The sequence below is a fragment of the Streptomyces sp. NPDC102441 genome (assembly GCF_044765585.1).
Taxonomy (GTDB): Bacteria; Actinomycetota; Actinomycetes; order Streptomycetales; family Streptomycetaceae; genus Streptomyces.
Map to the genome: position 1 here is coordinate 331,495 of NZ_JBIWKH010000004.1, position 22,736 is coordinate 354,230.

Sequence of the window (22,736 nt, forward strand, 5' to 3'; positions counted from 1 at the left end):
CTCGGAAGGACCCCCTCTTGGCCGCCTCGCGCAACGCCTCGACCTCGAATACGAACAACGATGCCAGCACAGCCCCGCTGCGCATCTCTTTTGCAAAGATCAAGGAGCCCCTCGAGGTTCCGAACCTCCTCGCGCTGCAGACCGAGAGCTTTGACTGGCTCCTCGGTAACGCCGCGTGGAAGGCTCGCGTCGAGGCTGCTCTGGACAGCGGACAAGACGTCCCCACCAAGTCCGGCCTGGAGGAAATCTTCGAGGAGATCTCCCCGATCGAGGACTTCTCCGGGTCGATGTCGCTCACCTTCCGCGACCACCGTTTCGAGCCCCCGAAGAACTCGATCGACGAGTGCAAGGAGCGCGACTTCACGTTCGCCGCACCGCTCTTCGTCACGGCCGAGTTCACCAACAACGAGACCGGCGAGATCAAGTCCCAGACGGTCTTCATGGGCGACTTCCCGCTCATGACCAACAAGGGCACCTTCGTCATCAACGGCACCGAGCGTGTCGTCGTGTCGCAGCTCGTCCGCTCGCCGGGTGTCTACTTCGACTCCTCCATCGACAAGACGTCCGACAAGGACATCTTCTCCTCCAAGATCATCCCGTCCCGGGGTGCCTGGCTGGAGATGGAGATCGACAAGCGCGACATGGTCGGTGTCCGCATCGACCGCAAGCGCAAGCAGTCGGTCACCGTCCTCCTGAAGGCTCTTGGCTGGACCACCGAGCAGATCCTGGAGGAGTTCGGCGAGTACGAGTCGATGCGCGCCACCCTGGAGAAGGACCACACCCAGGGCCAGGACGACGCGCTGCTCGACATCTACCGCAAGCTGCGTCCGGGCGAGCCGCCGACGCGCGAGGCCGCTCAGACGCTGCTCGAGAACCTCTACTTCAACCCGAAGCGCTACGACCTCGCGAAGGTCGGACGCTACAAGGTGAACAAGAAGCTCGGCGCCGAAGAGCCGCTCGACGCCGGTGTCCTCACCAGCGACGACATCATCGCCACCATCAAGTACCTGGTGAAGCTGCACGCCGGTGAGACCGAGACGCTCGGTGAGTCCGGTCGCTCGATCATGGTCGAGACCGACGACATCGACCACTTCGGCAACCGCCGTATCCGTAACGTCGGTGAGCTGATCCAGAACCAGGTCCGTACGGGTCTCGCCCGTATGGAGCGTGTCGTGCGTGAGCGCATGACCACTCAGGACGTCGAGGCGATCACGCCGCAGACCCTGATCAACATCCGGCCGGTCGTCGCCTCCATCAAGGAGTTCTTCGGCACCAGCCAGCTGTCCCAGTTCATGGACCAGAACAACCCGCTGTCGGGTCTGACGCACAAGCGTCGTCTCAACGCGCTCGGCCCGGGTGGTCTCTCCCGTGAGCGGGCCGGCTTCGAGGTCCGTGACGTTCACCCGTCGCACTACGGCCGCATGTGCCCGATCGAGACGCCCGAAGGCCCGAACATCGGCCTGATCGGCTCGCTCGCTTCCTACGGGCGCATCAACCCGTTCGGTTTCATCGAGACGCCGTACCGCAAGGTCGTCGAGGGCGTCGTCACCGACGACGTCGACTACCTGACGGCCGACGAAGAGGACCGCTTCGTGATCGCCCAGGCGAACGCGACGCTCTCCGAGGACATGCGCTTCACCGAGGCCCGTGTCCTGGTCCGCCGTCGTGGCGGCGAGATCGACTACATCCCCGGTGACGACGTCGACTACATGGACGTCTCGCCGCGCCAGATGGTGTCGGTCGCCACCGCGATGATCCCGTTCCTCGAGCACGACGACGCCAACCGTGCCCTCATGGGCGCGAACATGATGCGTCAGGCCGTCCCGCTCATCAAGAGCGAGGCGCCGCTGGTCGGCACCGGCATGGAGTACCGCTGTGCCACCGACGCCGGTGACGTGCTCAAGGCCGAGAAGTCGGGTGTGGTCCAGGAGGTCTCCGCGGACTACATCACCGTGACGAACGACGACGGCACGTACACCACGTACCGCATCGCCAAGTTCTCGCGCTCGAACCAGGGCACCTCGGTGAACCAGAAGGTCGTCGTCTCCGAGGGCGACCGGGTCATCGAGAGCCAGGTCCTCGCCGACGGGCCGGCCACCGAGAACGGTGAGATGGCGCTCGGCAAGAACCTGCTCGTGGCGTTCATGCCCTGGGAGGGTCACAACTACGAGGACGCGATCATCCTGTCGCAGCGCCTCGTGCAGGACGACGTCCTCTCCTCGATCCACATCGAGGAGCACGAGGTCGACGCCCGTGACACCAAGCTCGGCCCGGAGGAGATCACCCGGGACATCCCGAACGTCTCCGAAGAGGTCCTCGCCGACCTCGACGAGCGCGGCATCATCCGTATCGGTGCCGAGGTCACGGCCGGAGACATCCTCGTCGGCAAGGTCACGCCCAAGGGCGAGACCGAGCTGACGCCGGAGGAGCGCCTGCTCCGCGCGATCTTCGGTGAGAAGGCGCGCGAGGTGCGCGACACCTCGCTGAAGGTCCCGCACGGCGAGATCGGCAAGATCATCGGCGTCCGCGTCTTCGACCGCGAAGAGGGCGACGAACTGCCGCCGGGCGTGAACCAGCTGGTCCGCGTCTACGTCGCGCAGAAGCGCAAGATCACCGATGGTGACAAGCTCGCCGGCCGTCACGGCAACAAGGGCGTCATCTCCAAGATCCTCCCGATCGAGGACATGCCGTTCCTTGAGGACGGCACCCCGGTCGACATCATCCTCAACCCGCTGGGTGTTCCGTCCCGAATGAACCCGGGACAGGTCCTGGAGATCCACCTCGGCTGGCTCGCCAGCCGCGGCTGGGACGTCTCCGGTTTCGGTGACGAGTGGGCCCAGCGCCTGCAGGCCATCGGCGCCGACCAGGTCGCCCCCGGCACCAACGTCGCCACGCCCGTCTTCGACGGCGCCCGTGAGGACGAGATCACCGGCCTCTTCCAGGCCACGATCCCGAACCGCGACGGCGACCGGCTGGTCCAGCCCTCGGGCAAGGCCAACCTGTACGACGGCCGCTCCGGTGAGCCGTTCCCCGAGCCGGTATCGGTCGGGTTCATGTACATCCTCAAGCTGCACCACCTGGTCGACGACAAGCTCCACGCGCGTTCGACCGGCCCGTACTCCATGATCACGCAGCAGCCGCTGGGTGGTAAGGCGCAGTTCGGTGGGCAGCGATTCGGCGAGATGGAGGTGTGGGCCCTTGAGGCTTACGGCGCCGCATACGCCCTCCAGGAACTCCTGACGATCAAGTCCGACGACGTGACCGGCCGCGTGAAGGTGTACGAGGCCATCGTCAAGGGCGAGAACATCCCCGAGCCCGGCATCCCCGAGTCCTTCAAGGTGCTCATCAAGGAGATGCAGTCGCTCTGCCTCAACGTGGAGGTGCTGTCCTCGGACGGTATGTCCATCGAGATGCGTGACACGGACGAGGACGTCTTCCGCGCGGCGGAGGAGCTCGGTATCGACCTGTCCCGGCGCGAGCCGAGCAGCGTCGAAGAGGTCTGACGGGTTGGCCGGCCGGATCCTCGTGATCCGGCCGGCTCTCCCCGGACCCGTTCAGACCATTGCTGAAGTGCCCCGATTTCTCGCGTGAAGCGAGGGGGCTCGAACCCCCGAAAGAGGGATTGACGACAAGTGCTCGACGTCAACTTCTTCGACGAGCTGCGGATCGGCCTTGCCACCGCGGACGACATCCGGACCTGGTCCCACGGCGAAGTGAAGAAGCCTGAGACCATCAACTACCGCACGCTCAAGCCCGAGAAGGACGGACTCTTCTGCGAGAAGATCTTCGGTCCGACCCGGGACTGGGAGTGCTACTGCGGCAAGTACAAGCGTGTCCGCTTCAAGGGCATCATCTGTGAGCGCTGTGGCGTAGAGGTCACGCGCGCCAAGGTGCGTCGTGAGCGTATGGGCCACATCGAGCTTGCCGCTCCCGTCACCCACATCTGGTACTTCAAGGGTGTCCCGTCGCGTCTGGGCTACCTGCTGGACCTCGCGCCGAAGGACCTCGAGAAGGTCATCTACTTCGCCGCGTACATGATCACGTTCGTCGACGAGGAGCGCCGCACGCGTGACCTCCCGTCGCTGGAGGCGCATGTCTCCGTCGAGCGTCAGCAGGTCGAGAACCGCCGTGACTCGGACCTCGAGAACCGTGCCAAGAAGCTCGAGACCGACCTGGCCGAGCTCGAGGCAGAGGGCGCCAAGGCCGACGTACGCCGCAAGGTGCGCGAAGGTGCCGAGCGTGAGATGAAGCAGCTGCGTGACCGTGCGCAGCGCGAGATCGACCGCCTCGACGAGGTGTGGAGCCGCTTCAAGAACCTCAAGGTCCAGGACCTCGAGGGCGACGAGCTGCTCTACCGCGAGCTGCGTGACCGTTTCGGCACGTACTTCGACGGCTGCATGGGTGCTGCTGCCCTGCAGAAGCGCCTGGAGTCCTTCGACCTCAACGAGGAGGCCGAGCGCCTCCGCGAGATCATCCGTACCGGCAAGGGCCAGAAGAAGACCCGTGCGCTCAAGCGCCTCAAGGTCGTCTCCGCGTTCCTGCAGACCAGCAACAAGCCCAAGGGCATGGTGCTCGACTGCGTGCCGGTCATCCCGCCGGACCTGCGTCCGATGGTGCAGCTGGACGGTGGCCGCTTCGCGACCTCCGACCTGAACGACCTGTACCGCCGTGTGATCAACCGCAACAACCGCCTCAAGCGTCTCCTTGACCTCGGTGCCCCCGAGATCATCGTGAACAACGAGAAGCGGATGCTGCAGGAGGCCGTCGACGCGCTGTTCGACAACGGCCGCCGTGGTCGCCCGGTCACCGGTCCCGGTAACCGTCCCCTGAAGTCCCTCAGCGACATGCTGAAGGGCAAGCAGGGCCGTTTCCGTCAGAACCTCCTCGGCAAGCGTGTGGACTACTCCGCGCGTTCCGTGATCGTCGTCGGTCCGCAGCTCAAGCTGCACCAGTGCGGTCTGCCGAAGGCGATGGCGCTGGAGCTCTTCAAGCCGTTCGTGATGAAGCGCCTGGTGGACCTGAACCACGCGCAGAACATCAAGTCGGCCAAGCGCATGGTCGAGCGTGGCCGCACCGTCGTGTACGACGTCCTCGAAGAGGTCATCGCCGAGCACCCGGTGCTGCTGAACCGTGCGCCCACCCTGCACCGCCTCGGCATCCAGGCCTTCGAGCCGCAGCTGGTCGAGGGCAAGGCCATCCAGATCCACCCGCTCGTCTGCACCGCGTTCAACGCGGACTTCGACGGTGACCAGATGGCCGTGCACCTGCCGCTCTCCGCGGAGGCGCAGGCCGAGGCCCGCATCCTGATGCTGTCCTCGAACAACATCCTGAAGCCGGCTGACGGCCGTCCCGTCACCATGCCGACCCAGGACATGGTGCTGGGCCTCTTCTTCCTCACCACGGACGAAGAGGGCCGCAACGTCAAGGGCTCGGACCGCGCGTTCGGCTCCACGGCCGAGGCCACCATGGCCTTCGACGCCCGCGAGCTGTCGCTCCAGACGAGGGTCGACATCCGCTTCCCGGTGGGCACCATCCCGCCGCGTGGCTGGGTGCCGCCGGTCGCCGAGGAGGGCGAGCCCGAGTACCAGCCGGGTGACACCTTCCGGCTGCGTACGAGCCTGGGCCGCGCGCTCTTCAACGAGCTGCTGCCCGAGGACTACCCGTTCGTCGACTACTCGGTGGGCAAGAAGCAGCTCTCCGAGATCGTCAACGACCTGGCCGAGCGCTACCCCAAGGTCATCGTGGCGGCGACGCTCGACAACCTGAAGGCGGCCGGTTTCCACTGGGCGACCCGCTCCGGTGTGACCGTGGCCATCTCCGACGTCGTCGTGCCCGAGGCCAAGAAGGCCATCGTCAAGGGCTACGAGGAGCAGGACGAGAAGGTCCAGAAGCAGTACGAGCGCGGTCTCATCACCAAGGACGAGCGCACGCAGGAGCTCATCGCGATCTGGACCAAGGCGACCAACGAGGTTGCCGAGGCGATGAACGCGAACTTCCCGAAGACGAACCCCATCTTCATGATGGTCGACTCGGGTGCCCGAGGAAACATGATGCAGATGCGTCAGATCGCGGGTATGCGTGGTCTGGTGTCGAACGCCAAGAACGAGACGATTCCTCGTCCCATCAAGGCGTCCTTCCGTGAGGGCCTCACCGTTCTGGAGTACTTCATCTCCACGCACGGTGCCCGTAAGGGTCTGGCGGACACCGCCCTGCGTACCGCCGACTCGGGTTACCTGACCCGTCGTCTGGTGGACGTCTCGCAGGACGTGATCATCCGCGAGGAGGACTGCGGCACCGACCGCGGCCTCAAGCTGAAGATCGCCGTCAAGGGCGCCGACGGCGTGCTCCGCAAGACGGAGGACGTCGAGACCTCGGTCTACGCCCGCATGCTCGCCGAGGACGTCGTCGTCGACGGCAAGGTCATCGCGCCTGCCAACGTCGACCTCGGTGACGTCCTGATCGACGCCCTGGTGGGCGCCGGCGTCGAGGAGGTCAAGACCCGCTCGGTCCTGACCTGTGAGTCCGCGGTCGGCACCTGTGCCTTCTGCTACGGACGCTCGCTCGCCACCGGCAAGCTGGTCGACATCGGTGAGGCGGTCGGCATCATCGCCGCCCAGTCCATCGGTGAGCCCGGCACCCAGCTGACGATGCGTACCTTCCACACCGGTGGTGTGGCCGGTGACGACATCACCCAGGGTCTGCCGCGTGTCGTCGAGCTCTTCGAGGCGCGTACGCCCAAGGGTGTCGCCCCGATCTCGGAGGCCAAGGGCCGTGTCCGGATCGAGGAGACCGAGAAGACCAAGAAGCTCGTCGTCACGCCGGACGACGGCAGCGAGGAGACGCCGTTCCCGATCTCCAAGCGTGCCCGTCTGCTGGTCGGCGAGGGCGACGCGGTCGAGGTGGGCCAGAAGCTCACCGTCGGTGCCACCAACCCGCACGACGTGCTGCGGATCCTCGGTCAGCGCGCGGTCCAGGTCCACCTGGTCGGCGAGGTCCAGAAGGTCTACAACTCGCAGGGCGTGTCGATCCACGACAAGCACATCGAGATCATCATCCGGCAGATGCTGCGCCGTGTGACGATCATCGAGTCCGGCGACGCGGAGCTGCTGCCGGGCGAGCTCGTCGAGCGGTCGAAGTTCGAGACCGAGAACCGTCGTGTGGTCCAGGAGAGCGGTCACCCCGCCTCCGGCCGACCGCAGCTGATGGGTATCACCAAGGCCTCGCTGGCGACGGAGTCGTGGCTGTCCGCGGCTTCCTTCCAGGAGACGACCAGGGTCCTGACGGACGCGGCGATCAACGCCAAGTCCGACTCCCTGATCGGCCTCAAGGAGAACGTCATCATCGGTAAGCTCATCCCGGCCGGTACGGGTCTGTCCCGCTACCGCAACATCCGGGTCGAGCCGACCGAGGAAGCCAAGGCCGCGATGTACTCGGCCGTCGGCTACGACGACATCGACTACTCGCCGTTCGGCACGGGCTCCGGCCAGGCCGTTCCGCTGGAGGACTACGACTACGGTCCGTACAACCAGTAGAAGTGAGTGAGAAGGGCGCCCACCCCGTCGAGTACCGCGACGGGGTGGGCGCCCTTCTGTGTGGCTGGCGCAGGAGGCCGTGAGGTCGGTCACCCCGGGTGACCGGAGACCGGAGGGTGACCTTCGGGGCGTATGACCTGATGCGGGCTGCCGTCAGGTCGTTCAGGCTGGTCGGAGGGGTTGTGCCGGCCCTGCGGCCGCCGCCCGGGGTGGTCCGTGCGTCCGGTCGCGCCGAGTCATCAGGGCCGGGGGCTCGGGGTGGACGGCATTTGTTTTGACCCAGCTCCGTGAGGTAGGTACGCTCAAGCCTTGTGCCTGGGGTGTGCCTGGGCTCGGGTGCGTGTCCTCAACCGCATGGCGAGTCCGTAAGTGGCCACCGCAATCTGTCATTCTCCTGCCGTTCGGCAGGGGCTTGCAGTATTCGACACACCCGACCGCGTGGGTCGGCGAGTGTTCCAGGTTAGTTTCACGAACGGCACACAGAAACCGGAGAAGTAGTGCCTACGATCCAGCAGCTGGTCCGGAAGGGCCGGCAGGACAAGGTCGAGAAGAACAAGACGCCCGCGCTCGAGGGTTCGCCCCAGCGGCGTGGCGTCTGCACGCGTGTCTTCACGACCACCCCGAAGAAGCCGAACTCGGCGCTCCGTAAGGTCGCGCGTGTGCGTCTGACCTCCGGTATCGAGGTCACGGCCTACATCCCGGGCGAGGGACACAACCTGCAGGAGCACTCCATCGTGCTCGTGCGTGGCGGCCGTGTGAAGGACCTGCCGGGTGTTCGTTACAAGATCATCCGCGGCTCTCTCGACACCCAGGGTGTCAAGAACCGCAAGCAGGCCCGCAGCCGCTACGGCGCCAAGAAGGAGAAGTAAGAATGCCTCGTAAGGGCCCCGCCCCGAAGCGCCCGGTCATCATCGACCCGGTCTACAGCTCTCCTCTTGTCACCTCGCTGATCAACAAGATCCTCCTCGACGGCAAGCGTTCCACCGCCGAGCGGATCGTGTACGGCGCCATGGAAGGCCTCCGCGAGAAGACCGGCGCTGACCCGGTCATCACGCTGAAGCGCGCGCTTGAGAACGTCAAGCCCTCGCTCGAGGTCAAGTCCCGCCGTGTCGGTGGCGCCACCTACCAGGTGCCGATCGAGGTCAAGCCCGGTCGTGCCGCCACCCTCGCCCTCCGCTGGGTCGTCGGTTACTCCCGCGCCCGTCGCGAGAAGACCATGACCGAGCGCCTCATGAACGAGCTGCTCGACGCCTCCAACGGTCTTGGCGCTGCCGTCAAGAAGCGCGAGGACACCCACAAGATGGCCGAGTCCAACAAGGCCTTCGCGCACTACCGCTGGTAGTCGCTTTCCCCATCGAGACCGAGAGAAGATTGAGCCTTATGGCCACCACTTCGCTTGACCTGGCCAAGGTCCGCAACATTGGGATCATGGCCCACATCGACGCGGGCAAGACGACCACCACTGAGCGGATCCTCTTCTACACCGGCGTTTCGTACAAGATCGGTGAAGTCCACGACGGCGCAGCCACGATGGACTGGATGGAGCAGGAGCAGGAGCGCGGCATCACGATCACGTCCGCCGCGACGACCTGTCACTGGCCGCTCAATGATGTTGACCACACCATCAACATCATCGACACCCCCGGTCACGTCGACTTCACCGTCGAGGTGGAGCGTTCGCTCCGCGTCCTCGACGGTGCCGTCACCGTGTTCGACGGTGTGGCCGGCGTCGAGCCCCAGTCCGAGACTGTCTGGCGTCAGGCGGACCGCTACGGCGTGCCGCGTATCTGCTTCGTCAACAAGCTCGACCGGACCGGCGCGGAGTTCCACCGCTGCGTCGACATGATCGTGGACCGCCTCGGTGCGGTTCCGCTGGTCATGCAGCTTCCCATCGGTGCCGAGTCCGACTTCAAGGGCGTCGTCGACCTCGTGTCGATGAAGGCCTTCGTGTGGTCGGAGGAAGCCGCCAAGGGCGAGATGTACGACACCGTCGAGATCCCGGACACCCACAAGGAGGCCGCCGAGGAATGGCGCGGCAAGCTCCTTGAGGCCGTCTCGGAGAACGACGACCAGATGATGGAGCTGTACCTCGAGGGCGTCGAGCCCACCGAGGACCAGCTGCACGCGGCGATCCGTCGGATCACCCTCGCGTCGAAGGGCACGGCTGACTCCGTCACCGTTTCCCCCGTCTTCTGTGGCACCGCGTTCAAGAACAAGGGCGTCCAGCCCCTGCTCGACGCGGTCGTCCGCTACCTGCCCTCTCCCCTGGACGTCGAGGCCATCGAAGGCCACGACGTGAAGGACCCGGAGAAGGTCATCGCGCGCCAGCCTTCGGACAGCGAGCCGTTCTCCGGCCTGGCGTTCAAGATCGCGAGCGACCCGCACCTGGGCAAGCTCACCTTCGTCCGGATCTACTCCGGTCGCCTCGAGGCCGGCACCGCGGTGCTGAACTCGGTCAAGGGCAAGAAGGAGCGCATCGGGAAGATCTACCGTATGCACGCGAACAAGCGTGAGGAGATCCCCTCGGTGGGCGCCGGCGACATCGTCGCCGTCATGGGCCTGAAGCAGACCACCACCGGTGAGACGCTGTGTGACGACAAGAACCCGGTCATCCTGGAGTCCATGGACTTCCCGGCGCCGGTCATTCAGGTCGCCATCGAGCCCAAGTCCAAGGGTGACCAGGAGAAGCTGGGTGTCGCCATCCAGCGGCTCTCGGAGGAGGACCCCTCCTTCCAGGTGCACTCCGACGAGGAGACCGGCCAGACCATCATCGGTGGTATGGGCGAGCTTCACCTCGAGGTGCTCGTCGACCGCATGAAGCGCGAGTTCCGCGTCGAGGCGAACGTCGGCAAGCCCCAGGTCGCGTACCGCGAGACGATCCGCAAGGCCGTCGAGCGCGTCGACTTCACGCACAAGAAGCAGACTGGTGGAACCGGCCAGTTCGCGAAGGTGCAGATCGCCATCGAGCCGATCGAGGGCGGCGACGCGTCGTACGAGTTCGTCAACAAGGTCACCGGTGGCCGCATCCCCCGGGAGTACATTCCCTCGGTGGACGCGGGTGCTCAGGAAGCCATGCAGTTCGGCATCCTGGCCGGTTACGAGATGGTCGGCATCCGTGTGACCCTGCTCGACGGTGGTTACCACGAGGTCGACTCCTCGGAGCTGGCCTTCAAGATCGCCGGTTCGCAGGCGTTCAAGGAGGGTGCCCGCAGGGCGTCCCCCGTGCTCCTCGAGCCGATGATGGCCGTCGAGGTCACCACGCCCGAGGACTACATGGGCGATGTGATCGGCGACCTCAACTCCCGCCGTGGCCAGATCCAGGCCATGGAGGAGCGCAGCGGCGCTCGCGTCGTGAAGGGCCTCGTGCCCCTCTCGGAGATGTTCGGCTACGTCGGAGACCTCCGCAGCAAGACCTCGGGTCGCGCAAGCTACTCGATGCAGTTCGACTCCTACGCCGAGGTTCCGCGGAACGTCGCCGAGGAGATCATCGCGAAGGCCAAGGGCGAGTAACTCTTCCGAGCTCACGCTTTAGGCTTGTCACCGGAGACCGGTCGGGCATTCGTCGCAGCGCGTAAGCAGCGTGGCGGTTGCCCCCGGCACCGGCATTCCAGCAAAGATCACCTGGCGCCGATGAAGCAAGGCGTACAGAACCACTCAGGAGGACCCCAGTGGCGAAGGCAAAGTTCGAGCGGACTAAGCCGCACGTCAACATCGGCACCATCGGTCACATCGACCACGGTAAGACGACCCTCACGGCCGCCATTACCAAGGTGCTGCACGACGCGTACCCGACCCTGAACGAGGCCTCGGCCTTCGACCAGATCGACAAGGCTCCTGAGGAGCGTCAGCGCGGTATCACGATCTCGATCGCGCACGTCGAGTACCAGACGGAGTCGCGTCACTACGCGCACGTCGACTGCCCGGGTCACGCGGACTACATCAAGAACATGATCACGGGTGCGGCGCAGATGGACGGCGCCATCCTCGTGGTCGCGGCCACCGACGGCCCGATGCCGCAGACCAAGGAGCACGTGCTCCTGGCCCGCCAGGTAGGCGTGCCGTACATCGTCGTCGCGCTGAACAAGGCCGACATGGTGGACGACGAGGAGATCCTGGAGCTCGTCGAGCTCGAGGTTCGTGAGCTCCTCTCCGAGTACGAGTTCCCGGGCGACGACCTTCCGGTCGTCAAGGTCTCGGCGCTCAAGGCTCTTGAGGGCGACGCCGAGTGGGGCAAGACCGTTCTCGACCTGATGAAGGCCGTCGACGAGTCCATCCCGCAGCCCGAGCGTGACGTCGAGAAGCCGTTCCTCATGCCGATCGAGGACGTCTTCACGATCACCGGTCGCGGTACGGTCGTCACCGGCCGCATCGAGCGTGGTGTCCTCAAGGTCAACGAGACCGTTGACATCGTGGGCATCAAGCAGGAGAAGACCACCACCACGGTCACCGGCATCGAGATGTTCCGCAAGCTGCTCGACGAGGGCCAGGCCGGTGAGAACGTCGGTCTGCTGCTTCGTGGCATCAAGCGCGAGGACGTCGAGCGCGGCCAGGTCATCATCAAGCCGGGTTCGGTCACGCCGCACACCGAGTTCCAGGCCCAGGCCTACATCCTGTCGAAGGACGAGGGTGGCCGTCACACCCCCTTCTTCAACAACTACCGCCCGCAGTTCTACTTCCGTACCACGGACGTGACGGGCGTTGTGACCCTTCCCGAGGGCACCGAGATGGTCATGCCGGGTGACAACACCCTCATGGACGTCGCGCTGATCCAGCCGGTCGCCATGGAAGAGGGCCTGAAGTTCGCCATCCGTGAGGGTGGCCGGACCGTGGGCGCCGGCCAGGTCACCAAGATCGTCAAGTAATCACCTGACTGTCTGACCTGGTTGCTCCGCACAGAGCACCGAGAGGGGCCCCGGCCCACCGCGCGAGCGGTGGGCCGGGGCCCCTCTTCTGTCGTGTCTTCTGTCGTGGCGTACGGGCTACGGGCGCCACGCCCAGGGAAGGGCGTCCGTCCCCAGCCCCACCACCACCGGGCGCCCGTCGTCACCGGGGCGGAGTGCGGCTCCGTCCAGCGCGCCGGGCCCGTGCGACCGTACGGAGAGGCGCGTGCCCGTGCGGAGCTGGATCAGGCCGTCCGCGGTGCGGCCGAGCAGGGCGGGGCCGGCGGCGGTCAGTTCTCCGTATCCGTCGAAGCCGGTGAGGTCCGTGGCCGTCCCGCCCCGCACGGCCGTCGTCACGGCCCGCGCCTGGCCCCGGTAGAACAGGTCCACGGATCCGTCGGCCGCCGGCAGCGCTGCGGGGGTGTCGCCGCCCGGCACGGGCCCGGCGTCGATCTGCGTACGGGCGGTGAGTCCGGCACCCGGCGTGTCCTGGGTCCAGTGGTGCACCGCGTGGTGGCCTGCCCCGTACACATGGACCCGGCCGACACTGTCCACCACGGCGCTCAGGCCGTCCTGGACCTCTCCGCCGCCCAGGTCGCGCCATCCGCCCCAGGTCCGGTCCGCCTCCCGTACGCGCGCGCTGAGCCCCTTCTCCGCGTTGCGTACGAAGAGGTGGACGCGGCCGTCCGGCGCCGTGACGGCGACGGGTACGCCGATGCGCCGTCCGTCGTCCCGGCCGGGCGAGGGCGTGCCGAGACCGCGCCAGGCGCGGAAACCGCCGCCAGGGGCGCTCTGCTCCAGCAGGACGATCTCGCGCTCGTTGTCGGCCCCGTGTCCGCCGAGCGCCGCGAAGCGCAGCCCGAACAGCAGCAGCGCGCCGTCGGCCGTGGCCGTCGATCCCAGCGCCGGGGCGAGCGGTCCGCCGCCGAGGTCGGCCGGCGGGCCCCAGGTCCCGCCGGCGGCGTCGGTCTCGCGCCACCGGACGAGGCGGAGCCCCACCACCGCGTACGCGGCGAGCGGTCCGCCGGGTTCGGCGGCGACGACGGTACGGGCGCCCGGATAGCGGTGGTGGGTGGAGCGGACCCAGCCCTTCCTGTTGGTCAGTGGCCGGTCGCCGCCGACGTTGTAGTCGCCGCACCCCGATGGGTTGCCGCAGCCCCAGCCGGGCGAGCCACCGTAGGGGACGAGAGGGGCGGCCTTCCCGTCGAGCACGCCGGGCGGCAGGTTCTTCGGCCAGTGCCGGTTGTAGTACCCCCGGAACGAGGTGACGGCGAAGCCCGGTATCCGCCCGCCGTCCCGTGTGCTCCTGGCGACCCAGCGGATCATCGCCGCCCAGGCGAAGCAGCCCGCCGCGGTGTGGTCGGCGTGGTCGGAGTACCCGCGTTGCTCACTGTCCGCCCGCCGGACCGCCTCGGTGCTGTGCTGGATGTCCGGATCGGGGTCCAGGGTGTGCACGACGGTGGGTCGGCAGCGTTCCAGCAGCCCGGCGATGACGTCTATCAGCCCGTCGTACGTGTACGAGCCGGCGCGCCGCAGTGGTGAACCGTCGGCGACGACGGTACGCAGCACGAGCCGGCGGTCCTGCCAGAGGCTGGGCAGCCCGAGCCGGTGGTGGCCGGTGTGCATGGCCGTGTTGAGGAAGATCAGTTCGACCCGGCGGTCCCCGGCGGTCAGGGTGTTGACCTCGGCCCGGTGCCCGTCACCGAGCTCGGCGACCGATATCTCCCAGGGGGTGAACTTCTCCAGCCCGAGGAGGGTCGCGTACGCCTGTCGTAGCCCCTGGTGGCGTGCCGAGGAGTAGGCGGCCTTGTCCGGGGCGGGTCGGGCGCGGCCGGGGACCTTGTTGACTCCGTCGGCCTCTCCGGCCGTGAGGTACACGCAGACCAGCGGTGTCCCGTCGTCGAGGGCGCGCCGGGTGTCCGGGTTCATGAAGTACAGGTCGTCGTCCGGGTGGGCGAGTATCTGCATGACCAGCGCCCGCCGCGCGGTGCTGACGGGCAGGCCGGGTGCGGGATCCGGGGCGGGGTCCGTGCGCCGGGGTGCCGGGACGGAGCAGGCGCTGAGCGCCGCGCCGGCGGCGGCCATGGTCATGACGGTGCGTCTGCGCACACCGTTTCCGGGCAGGGCAGGTCCATTCGTCACGCCACGCACTCCGTCCGCGTCCCCCCGCAGCGGGCGGGCGGGTGCCCAGAGCTGCGTGCTGTCGGTCAGCGCAGGTCAGGGCTTTGCGCCTCTTCCTGCGGGGGGATAGACGGGGATCCGGGTGGCGAGGTTGCCCGGCGAGATGCGCGGTGCCCCCACGGGACGATCACAAGAGCGTCACGGAATGCTGAGTTCTCTTGTCCGTGTTCACACGCCCCGGATGAAGTTGCCCTGACAACTGCATGGGGGAGTGGGCAGAACGATGAGCACGAGCACGCCAGAAGGATCTCCTGATCACGGGGAGGGCGCGGTTCCCGTCTCCGACGAGCAGTGGGCGGAGCTGATCCGGCGGGCGGAGGAGGGTGGGGCCGACGCTCCGAAGGAGCCCTCGGCCCGCGCCCGGATGGTCACCGCGCGGCTGCGCGCGCTGGACGAGCAGGCGGCGGGCGGGCGGCGCCGGAGCCGTAAGGGCAAGCCGGCCGAGCAGTGGCAGCCGGAGGGCTGGCGCACGGGCCCGCCGACCGGGGGCGGCCGTTCCCGGAAGAGACGGCGCCTCGCGGCGGTCCTGGGGTTCCTCGTGGTCCTGGGGATCTTCGTGGTCGCCATGCGGCCGAGCCTCCTGACCGATCACCTGCCCGGCGGGGACGACGAGCCCGGCCGGGCCGGGCCGACCCCGGAGCAGCCGTTCCTCGGGTCGCCCGCGGCCGACTGGGCGGACGGGGCGACGGGGATCGAGCTCCCCGAGGCCGAGGCCGTCGGAGGGATGAGCAAGGACGAGGTCGAGCAGGCCCTGCGGGCGACCCGGCAGCTGATCATCGCCGCCAACCTCGACCCGGCCACCCTGCGGGGCGAGAAGCCCGACAGGGCGCTGGAACTCCTCGATCCGATGCAGAAGGGGGAACGGGAGCGGCTGGAGCGGTCGTTGGCGGAGCCCTCCGAGGAACAGGACCCGCTGATGCTGTTCAGCCGGTTCGACCCGGGCGAGACGCGGCTGGTGGGGGAGGTCGTCAAGACCCTCGGGCAGACGACCTTCGAAGCGGGCGACGCGGGGTCCGTGGAGGTGCACTCCGACTACACCTTCGTCTATCCGCTGGTGCGGCCGGGCGGTGACGAGGTGGCGCGCACGATCGTGCGGCGGCGGCTGACGACGGTGCTGCACGACCCCCAGCGGTTCGAGGCGACGCGCGGCAAGCTCTCCGTCCTCACGTCGGAGCAGAACTTCGGTAACACCGCCTGCGAGATCAACGACGGCTTCCTGCACCCGTCCTTCCCGAGCGACACCCCGGCCCCGGGCCCCACCGGAGACGACGTGGACCCGTACGACCGGGGGGAGTGGCAGCCGGACGGGGCCTGCGGCACGCTCACGCGTACGTGACGCACGCGTGGGCCCGGGTCACTCGTCGCCGAAGATCTCCTCGGCGGAGGTGGCGGTGACGGCGCGGCTGAACCACCGGTCCAGAAGTCCTCCAGACGCAGGTCGCGATCCTCGGGGTAGACGGTGTGCAGGACGGGGCGCCGCCACCGCAGGCAGGGCCCCAGGTTCCGGAGGACCCCCTCGGCCCCGTGGGCGAGGACGGCGCGGGCGCGGGCGGAGCGCTCCGCCTCTACGCGGGCCTGGGCGTGGTCGCTGTGCGGCGCGATGATCGTGTCGTAGTAGGTCCGCATCGCCCGGACCAGCTCCTCCCGCATGTCCGGCTCGGCCAGGCGCGGCGCCCACGCAGGGGCTCCGGTGCGCCCGAGTACGCCCACCTCGTCCAGGACGCGGCGTGGCGGGGTGGCCCGGATGGCTTCCAGGCCGCTGTCGAGGCCTTCGGATGCCTCGGGCGGGGTCAGGAAGTCCGGGAAGTAGGCGGCCCGGGGGACCAGAGGCAGCAGGAGCGTGCGCAGGGTGCGGGTGAACTGGCCGGCGTGCAGCCGGTCGCGGGACGTGCGGTACCAGTCGGCGTAGGCCCAGCGGCCGTGGCGGGTCTGTAATCGGTGCAGGCTCGTGCAGATCTCCCACAGCGGGTCCGGCCCGGCGGCCATGCGGGTCCTGATCAGGTCGGCGTCGGTGAAGTGGATACGGAGCACGGCATCTCCCCCTGATGCGGCGGGCCCGTCGGTCCGTACGAGGAGCCCCTGTCGGTCATGCTCCCGCCGGGCAGGGGCACCGCGCAAAGCGGCGCGAGGGGGATCGTGCGACCACCTGCGGGACCGGCAGACGCGTGCCCGGCCCGCGTACTGCTCAGCGGGCCGGGCACGCGTGCGCTGTCGGTGTCAGGTCAGCAGGCAGGGCAGGCGTTGGCCGCCCGCTTGAAGGCGGCCTGGGTCCCCGATCCGGCGACTCCGTCGATCGCGCCGGTGTAGCCGAAGTGCTTCTTGAGGTAACGCTGCAGAGCCTTCACGGTGTTGGGGCCGACGACTCCGTCGATCGCGCCGGTGTAGCCCCAGCTCTTCTTGAGGAAGCGTTGCAGCGCCTTCCAGCTGTTCGTGCCGAGCTGCCCGTCGATCGCCCCGGTGTAGCCCCAGTTGGCCTTCAGGACACGCTGGATGGCCTTGGCCTGCGTGGAGCTCAGCCCGAGGTTGACCGTCGCGAGCACACCGGCCTCGGCGCTCGCCGCCGTCGTGCTCTGCGCGGGTGCCGCGAAGCTCGCGCTCGCCCCCGCCAGGCTCCCGGCGGCGATCCCGACGACGGTGGTGAGGCTGACGAGCGTCCTTGTCAGAACCTTCTGTCGCATGCGTTCCCCCATGGGTCCGTGAAGCGGCCGCACCGTGCACCGGCCCCGCCCGCTCCGTGGTGCGGCAGGGGCGGCGTTCCCCCTGCGGCGCTGGACCTGAGCTTCCCCGGAACAGCGGGACCGGACCAGGTTCTTCGGCGCCGCCCGAAAAGCCCAGAACAGGGGGGAGGAGGCGCATGCTCCGGGTCTACGGCGTCCGCACCATGAAGACGTCCACCGCGTCCTCGCGCTCCAGGGTGAAGCCGTGCCGTTCGTACAGCCGGCGGGCGGCGCTGCCCTGGAGGACCTGGAGGCGGACGGGCACGCCCTCGGCGTCCGTACGCGCCAGGAAGCCGGCCAGGACGGCGGTGCCGATGCCCCTGCCCTGGAGCTCCGGGGCGAGGTAGAAGTGCTCCAGCAGCCGGCCGTCCTCGAAGGGCCGCAGGGCGACACATCCGGCCGGGGCCCCGCCCGCCTCGATGACCGAGGTGTGCTCGGGGGCGTAGGCGTCACGCAGGCGCTGCCGGACGCGGTGCTCGGCGTACCGCCCCAGTCGCTCCAGGTCGGGGCGCATGACGACGGCCCGGAGCTCGGCTATGGCCTCGATGTCATCGGGGACGGCGGGCCGCAGGGACCACACTTGAGTGGTACGTACAGACATGACGGGAGTCTCTCAGAGGCGAACGCCGGGCCCCCGTCCGACCGGATGGTGGACAGGTTCAGGCTCGGCGGAGCCCGTCGGGCCCGGTCAGCCAGCGCATGTGGTCGACCAGCCTGCCGACCGCGCCTGAGTCGCGAAGGATGACACCGATCTCGACATTGCGGCTCAGACCGCGACCCGTAGGTTCGCGCTGCCCAACAGGGCTGTATGGCGGTCTGCCGCGATCACCTTGGCGTGAAGGCTCGTGCGCCCTCCGTAAGCCGGACGCGCGCGGAGACTTCGGACGGTAGCGGCGTGGCAGGGCTCCCCGCTACCGTCCGGGCAAGCCGGTCAGTGACCCTCGGCGAAGACTTCTTCGGCGGTGGTGACGGTGGTGGCGCGGTGGAGCCACTGGTGAAGGAGCTGGGGATCGGTGCAGGTGGTGATCTTCTGCCGGAGCTCGTCGGTGAGGGCGATGCCGCGTGCTTCGAGGATCAGCAGGAGGCCTTCGGCTCGGCCTTGGGCTCGGCCTTCGTCCCGGATTTCTTCGGACATGAAGGACTTGTAGAAAGACGTGTCCACGGCCACCAGGTGCCTCCACTGTTGTGCGGCCGGGCGGTTGCCCAGGCCCTGTGCGATCAGTTCAGCGATGGGTTCGGCGATGCTTTCCGGTGTGTCGCGTAGTGCGGCGGAGAGCGTTTTCAGTATGGCATCGACGTCCGGATTGTCGGCGTGTGTGATGGCCGCGAGAGTGGCGAGCGCGAGGTCCTTGCGGGCCTCGGCGACGTTCTTGATGACGGGCATGTTGTGCGGGCCGGCGACGAGTGGGTTGAGGGTGAGTGTCTGCCATTGGCGGAGGCCGATGGTGATGGGGCGGGCGGCCCATTGGGCGGTGGCGTGGTCCTGGCAGACGACCAGGAGCAGGACGGGCAGGGCGCCGTATCTGTTGTGGAGATAGCTGACGTAGTAGGGCCAGCTTGCGGTCTTGCGTGGGTCCTTCTTGCCCTGGGCCTCGATGGCGAGGAGGAAGGGGCCGTCGCCCTGCGTTTCGATGCGCAGGAGGGTGTCGACACGGCGTTCGACAGGGCTGTTCTCGGTGAGGTCGGTGGCAAGGACGGTGGCTGAGGTGGGCGTCGGGATGTTGACGCCGAGGACTTCGGATACGCGGGAGAAGAGGCCGGGGTACTCCTGGAAGATGCGGTGCATTGCTTCGTGGGGTGAGCTGACCATGTGGGTCCGTTCGGGGTGAGGGTGGCCGTGGCTGTCAGGCTGCGGCTGTGTGCAGGTCTTGGCGTGCGTCGATTCGGCAGTCGCGGCAGTGTCCTGGCTCGGTGGCGCGGAAGGCGCGGTCGCAGGTGTCGCAGTTCTGGAGCGGGATCACGATGACCTTGCGACGGGGCGGCGGGGTGAGGTCTGCGGTGCCGGGGAGTGGGGGCGGCAGGAGCGTGGTGATGCGGCTGCGGACGAACTTCGCCGGGTGTTTGACGGGAGTCGGGAGGTCGCTGGTGAGGGCGTGGCGGATGGTGTCGGGGTGGGCGTCGCGTTCGAGCCAGACGGCGACACCGGGGGTGAGTGCTTCGATGTCCGCTTCGGCGAGGGTTAGTTGGGGCGCATGGCGGCGGAGGTCGGCGAGGAGCGCTGTGGCGGCCCGGCGGAGTTCCTCGGTGGGTGCGTGGGGGTGGGGGAGCGGCGCGGGCTGTCTCCTCGGGGCCGTGGGAGCCGGTACGTGGACGGGGGTGGCCGGCGGCAGGAGTGCCGGGGCTGCGGGTGGGGCAGCAGGCGGCGGAGGTGGTACCTCGACGGCAGCCGGGGGTGGGGCCGCTGCCTCGCGGGGCGGTGCGGGCGTTGGCAGGACGGCGAGGACGGATGGTGGCTCGCTGTGGCGGGGCTGGGGGCGCGGCGCGGTGGCCGTGGCGCCGGGCCGGTTGTACGAGACCGTGCGCGTGACCAGGCGGCCGTCGGGGAGGCGTACGCGGCTGCGGTGGAGGTAGCCGGTGGCTTCCAGCTCGTGCAGGGCGGCGGCGATGCGGGCTTCGCTCTCCGGGAAGCGGGCGGTCAGGGCCTTGATGCCGACCTTGGCCCCGGCGGGCAGCGACTGGATGTGGGCGGCGAGCCCGATCGCGACGAGGGAGAGGCCGCGGTGCTGGGCGAGGTGGTTGCCGATGACCGTGAAGCCGGAGACGTGGCGGACGGTGACGTGGAGGACGCCGGATGTCGGCGTGACGTCGGGCTGAGCGCCGGGGGAGCCGGGCTGGGCGCACGGGGGCGCGGTAACCTGCGGGGTATCCATCGGGAAGGTGATCTCTTCCTCGTGGTCAGGCCTCCGGTTGAGATTTGCCGTCTCGGTCGGGGGCCGTCTCGTGTCTGTGGTTGTCGCGGCGAGCATATGCCAGCCAACCCGCCCCAAATCCAGCCCTGTTGCGATATGTCACCCGTGCGAGTGATGCAGGTCAGGACGGGGGTGGGGTGGGGTTTGGTCGGGTTTCTTTCCCGAGTTCTTTAAAAGCCTTTAGACGTCGTGGGTGGCCGCGTCGCGGGTCACCGGGTCGTGGCCGACCGGGTCGTGGGTGCCCGCGACCCGGTGGAGCCGGTCACGGCGTGAGGTCGAGCTCCGCCCAGACCTTTTTGCGCGGGACCGGGCCCGGGGTGACGCCCCAGCGGTCGGCGAGGGCCTCGACGATGAGCAGGCCGCGCCCGCCCCCGGCGGGTGGGGGAGAGCAGCACCGTGAACGTGCGTTCGGTGGCCGGGAGTTGAGGGGTGGCGGTTTGTTGGTTCATGTCACTCAGCGTGGCCGGGTCTGCGTACCGTGCCCAGTGACTGAGCCCTTGCGTACGGTGATTGTCCCGGGCTTGTCCAGTGCTGTCCCAGCTGTCCGGAGTGACGTGCGGGGAACAGAGGCGGTTGAGGGAGAACGGCACGCACGTCGGAAGTGGGGCACGGATGAGTGTGGACGGGGTCGGTACGGAGCAGGGTGGCGGCGGGGCGGACGAGCCCGGCTGGGATGTCGATCCCGATGACGAGTCGGGCGTTGCGGTGGTCGCCGCCGTGGGGCGCCAGATCAAGGCGTGGCGGGAGGCGGCCGGGATGCGGGCTTGTGAGTTCGGAGCCGCGATCGGGTACGGGGAGGACCTGGTCCGCAAGGTGGAGGGCGGGCGGCGGATCCCTCGGCCGGAGTTCCTGGACAGGTCGGACGAGGTCCTGGGAGCGGGCGGCAAGATCGCCGCGATGAAGCGCGATGTGGCGGCGGTCCGGTACCCGAAGAAGATCCGGGAGCTCGCGAAGATGGAGGCGCAGGCGGTGGAGCTCTCTGCTTACGGGAGTCACAACCTCCACGGCCTGTTGCAGACGGAGGAGTATGCACGGGCGCTGTTCGGGATGCGCCGGCCCGCCTTCTCGCCGGATGAGGTGGAGAGGCTGGTGGCTGCCCGTATGGCCCGGCAGTCCATCTTTGACCGCTCTCCCGGACCGGAGCTCAGCTTTGTCCAGGAAGAGGTGACGCTGCGGCGGCACCTCGGGGGCAGAATGGTGCTACGGCCACAGCTCGAACGGCTCTTGGAGGTGGGGCAGTTGCGGAACGTCGAGATCCAGGTGATGCCGACCGGCCGCGACGATCACGCCGGAATGGGCGGGGAGATGCAGGTGCTGAAGTTCAAGGACGGCTCGGCGGTGGGGCGCTCCGAGGGCGACTTCGGCAGTCGCCCGGTCTCGGACCCGAAGCATCTCCGGATCGTTGAGCTGCGCTGTGGCATCATCCGGGCTCAGGCTCTCACGCCTCGGGAGTCGCTGGCCTTCATCGAGCAAGTGCTGGGAGAGACATGATCAGCGAGACCTCTGCTGGAGACGCTTCCCGGCTGGAGTGGTTCAGGAGCAGCTACAGCGACAGCAGCAACAGCAACGAATGCGTAGAGGTTGCGGCTGCGCCTGACTCGGTGCACGTGCGCGACTCCAAAGACGTGCAGGGGGGCCGTCTCGCCTTCGCCCCCGACGCATGGGCGGGCTTCGTCCCGTACGCCGCCGGGCGCTGACCCCCCTATATACGTACCGGGACCAACGACGCGTCCCGGATCCCCCGCAGCGCCTCCGCCCCGATCTCCGCCAGCCGGTGGGCCGATGGCGGGGTTGCGCCGAGCCCGATCGCGTACCCCGTGCGGCCGTCGGCCGTGAGAGGGCGCGGCCAGATGCGGCAGTCGGCGGCGCCCGCCTCGGTGAGGGCGGCGGCCAGGGTGAGGAGGCGGCCGCGCAGGCGCCCCTCGGCGGGTCCGCCCGTGGGTACGGAGGCGAGGGCCCAGGACGGGTGCAGTTCGGGGAGGCTTGACGGCGCGCACAGCAGGGGACGCGGGTCGTCCCCGTCCCCGGCCGACTCCAGGATCTCCCAGGCGCGGTACAGCTCGGCTGAGAGAAGATCGCGGCCTGCGGCGGAGACCTGCGTGGTGCAGGAACGTACGGGGGGAGTCGGGGCCAGCACCGTGACGGGGGCCCCGGTGGGGGCAGCAGGGCCCACTGGCTCTACCCAGTCCCATGCCGCCCAGATCGCGAAGAAGTGCCGGAGCAGCGCGCGCGGCGGAAGGTTGCCCGCCTCGTGTGCGGTACGGGCCGCGAGCACCGCGTCGGCGTCGCTCACCGCGCTGAGCGCGATCGCCGCCGAGTGCGTCCGCATGTTCCGTGCCCCCGGTGAGTAGCCGTCCCGGCCGGTCACACCAGGGGCGGTGGCGTGCGGCCCCCGACCGAATATCGCGGCACGGTGCACGAGCCGGCCGTCGCGGGTCGCGCCCGCGTTTGAGCCGTCCCTCGCAGGGGGTAAGATCCCCGGCCCGATTGGCCAGCGCCACAGCCCGTGTGGCACAC

15 protein-coding genes and 1 pseudogene are annotated in these 22,736 nt (G+C 68.4%); 9 read left to right on the forward strand and 7 right to left on the reverse strand.

Going from position 1 to position 22,736, the window contains the following annotated elements:
• Positions 1-17 precede the first annotated feature (17 nt).
• The 6 genes from rpoB (at position 18) to tuf (ending at position 12,394) form a co-directional block, all read left to right on the forward strand.
• Entirely contained in the window at positions 18-3,503 is a 3,486-nt protein-coding gene (gene rpoB, locus ACIREO_RS10305) for a DNA-directed RNA polymerase subunit beta (RefSeq protein WP_404107199.1), read from the forward strand.
• A 129-nt stretch (positions 3,504-3,632) separates the two neighbouring features.
• Positions 3,633-7,532, forward strand: coding sequence for a DNA-directed RNA polymerase subunit beta' (locus tag ACIREO_RS10310; protein WP_404107201.1), 3,900 nt, complete (start codon positions 3,633-3,635; stop codon positions 7,530-7,532).
• Positions 7,533-8,029: 497 nt separating this feature from the next.
• Positions 8,030-8,401 (forward strand): 30S ribosomal protein S12, encoded by a 372-nt coding sequence (gene rpsL / locus ACIREO_RS10315; protein ID WP_003948652.1) that lies wholly within the window; start codon positions 8,030-8,032, stop codon positions 8,399-8,401.
• A gap of 2 nt (positions 8,402-8,403) precedes the next feature.
• Positions 8,404-8,874: a 30S ribosomal protein S7 gene (gene rpsG / locus ACIREO_RS10320; protein ID WP_018101248.1), complete on the forward strand. Its 471-nt coding sequence runs from the start codon at positions 8,404-8,406 to the stop codon at positions 8,872-8,874.
• 38 nt (positions 8,875-8,912) lie between these two features.
• Complete coding sequence (gene fusA / locus ACIREO_RS10325) at positions 8,913-11,042, forward strand: elongation factor G (protein WP_404107203.1); 2,130 nt, start codon at positions 8,913-8,915, stop codon at positions 11,040-11,042.
• 158 nt (positions 11,043-11,200) lie between these two features.
• The gene (tuf, locus tag ACIREO_RS10330) at positions 11,201-12,394 is read left to right on the forward strand and encodes an elongation factor Tu (RefSeq protein ID WP_404107204.1); all 1,194 of its coding nucleotides are present in this window, start codon (positions 11,201-11,203) and stop codon (positions 12,392-12,394) included.
• Positions 12,395-12,511: 117 nt separating this feature from the next.
• On the opposite strand, the gene ACIREO_RS10335 is transcribed toward tuf, so the two are convergent.
• Positions 12,512-14,503: a PIG-L family deacetylase gene (locus ACIREO_RS10335; RefSeq protein ID WP_404107533.1), complete on the reverse strand. Its 1,992-nt coding sequence runs from the start codon at positions 14,501-14,503 to the stop codon at positions 12,512-12,514.
• Positions 14,504-14,816: 313 nt separating this feature from the next.
• Between ACIREO_RS10335 and ACIREO_RS10340 the strand changes: the two genes are divergently transcribed.
• Positions 14,817-15,929 (forward strand): hypothetical protein, encoded by a 1,113-nt coding sequence (locus tag ACIREO_RS10340; protein WP_404107205.1) that lies wholly within the window; start codon positions 14,817-14,819, stop codon positions 15,927-15,929.
• Between the two features lie 886 nt (positions 15,930-16,815).
• On the opposite strand, the gene ACIREO_RS10345 is transcribed toward ACIREO_RS10340, so the two are convergent.
• The 5 genes and pseudogenes from ACIREO_RS10345 to ACIREO_RS10365 form a co-directional block, all read right to left on the reverse strand.
• A complete protein-coding gene (locus ACIREO_RS10345) occupies positions 16,816-17,271 on the reverse strand; it encodes a peptidoglycan-binding protein (RefSeq protein ID WP_404107206.1) in 456 nt (151 codons plus the stop codon).
• Between the two features lie 187 nt (positions 17,272-17,458).
• Positions 17,459-17,911 (reverse strand): GNAT family N-acetyltransferase, encoded by a 453-nt coding sequence (locus tag ACIREO_RS10350; protein ID WP_404107208.1) that lies wholly within the window; start codon positions 17,909-17,911, stop codon positions 17,459-17,461.
• Positions 17,912-18,241: 330 nt separating this feature from the next.
• Positions 18,242-19,120: a hypothetical protein gene (locus ACIREO_RS10355; RefSeq protein WP_404107210.1), complete on the reverse strand. Its 879-nt coding sequence runs from the start codon at positions 19,118-19,120 to the stop codon at positions 18,242-18,244.
• A 34-nt stretch (positions 19,121-19,154) separates the two neighbouring features.
• The gene (locus ACIREO_RS10360; protein WP_404107212.1) at positions 19,155-20,180 is read right to left on the reverse strand and encodes a helix-turn-helix domain-containing protein; all 1,026 of its coding nucleotides are present in this window, start codon (positions 20,178-20,180) and stop codon (positions 19,155-19,157) included.
• A 301-nt stretch (positions 20,181-20,481) separates the two neighbouring features.
• A pseudogene (locus ACIREO_RS10365) lies at positions 20,482-20,601 on the reverse strand (ATP-binding protein); the annotation flags it as partial.
• Between the two features lie 230 nt (positions 20,602-20,831).
• Here ACIREO_RS10365 and ACIREO_RS10370 point away from each other — a divergent pair.
• Together ACIREO_RS10370 and ACIREO_RS10375 are read left to right on the forward strand one after the other, a co-directional pair.
• Positions 20,832-21,710, forward strand: coding sequence for a helix-turn-helix domain-containing protein (locus tag ACIREO_RS10370; RefSeq protein WP_404107213.1), 879 nt, complete (start codon positions 20,832-20,834; stop codon positions 21,708-21,710).
• Positions 21,707-21,916 (forward strand): DUF397 domain-containing protein, encoded by a 210-nt coding sequence (locus ACIREO_RS10375; RefSeq protein WP_404107215.1) that lies wholly within the window; start codon positions 21,707-21,709, stop codon positions 21,914-21,916. The genes ACIREO_RS10370 and ACIREO_RS10375 overlap by 4 nt, the downstream gene beginning before the upstream one ends.
• A 5-nt stretch (positions 21,917-21,921) precedes the next feature.
• Here ACIREO_RS10375 and ACIREO_RS10380 read toward each other — a convergent pair whose 3' ends face one another.
• Positions 21,922-22,548, reverse strand: coding sequence for a hypothetical protein (locus ACIREO_RS10380; RefSeq protein WP_404107216.1), 627 nt, complete (start codon positions 22,546-22,548; stop codon positions 21,922-21,924).
• Between the last annotated feature and the right edge of the window lie 188 nt (positions 22,549-22,736).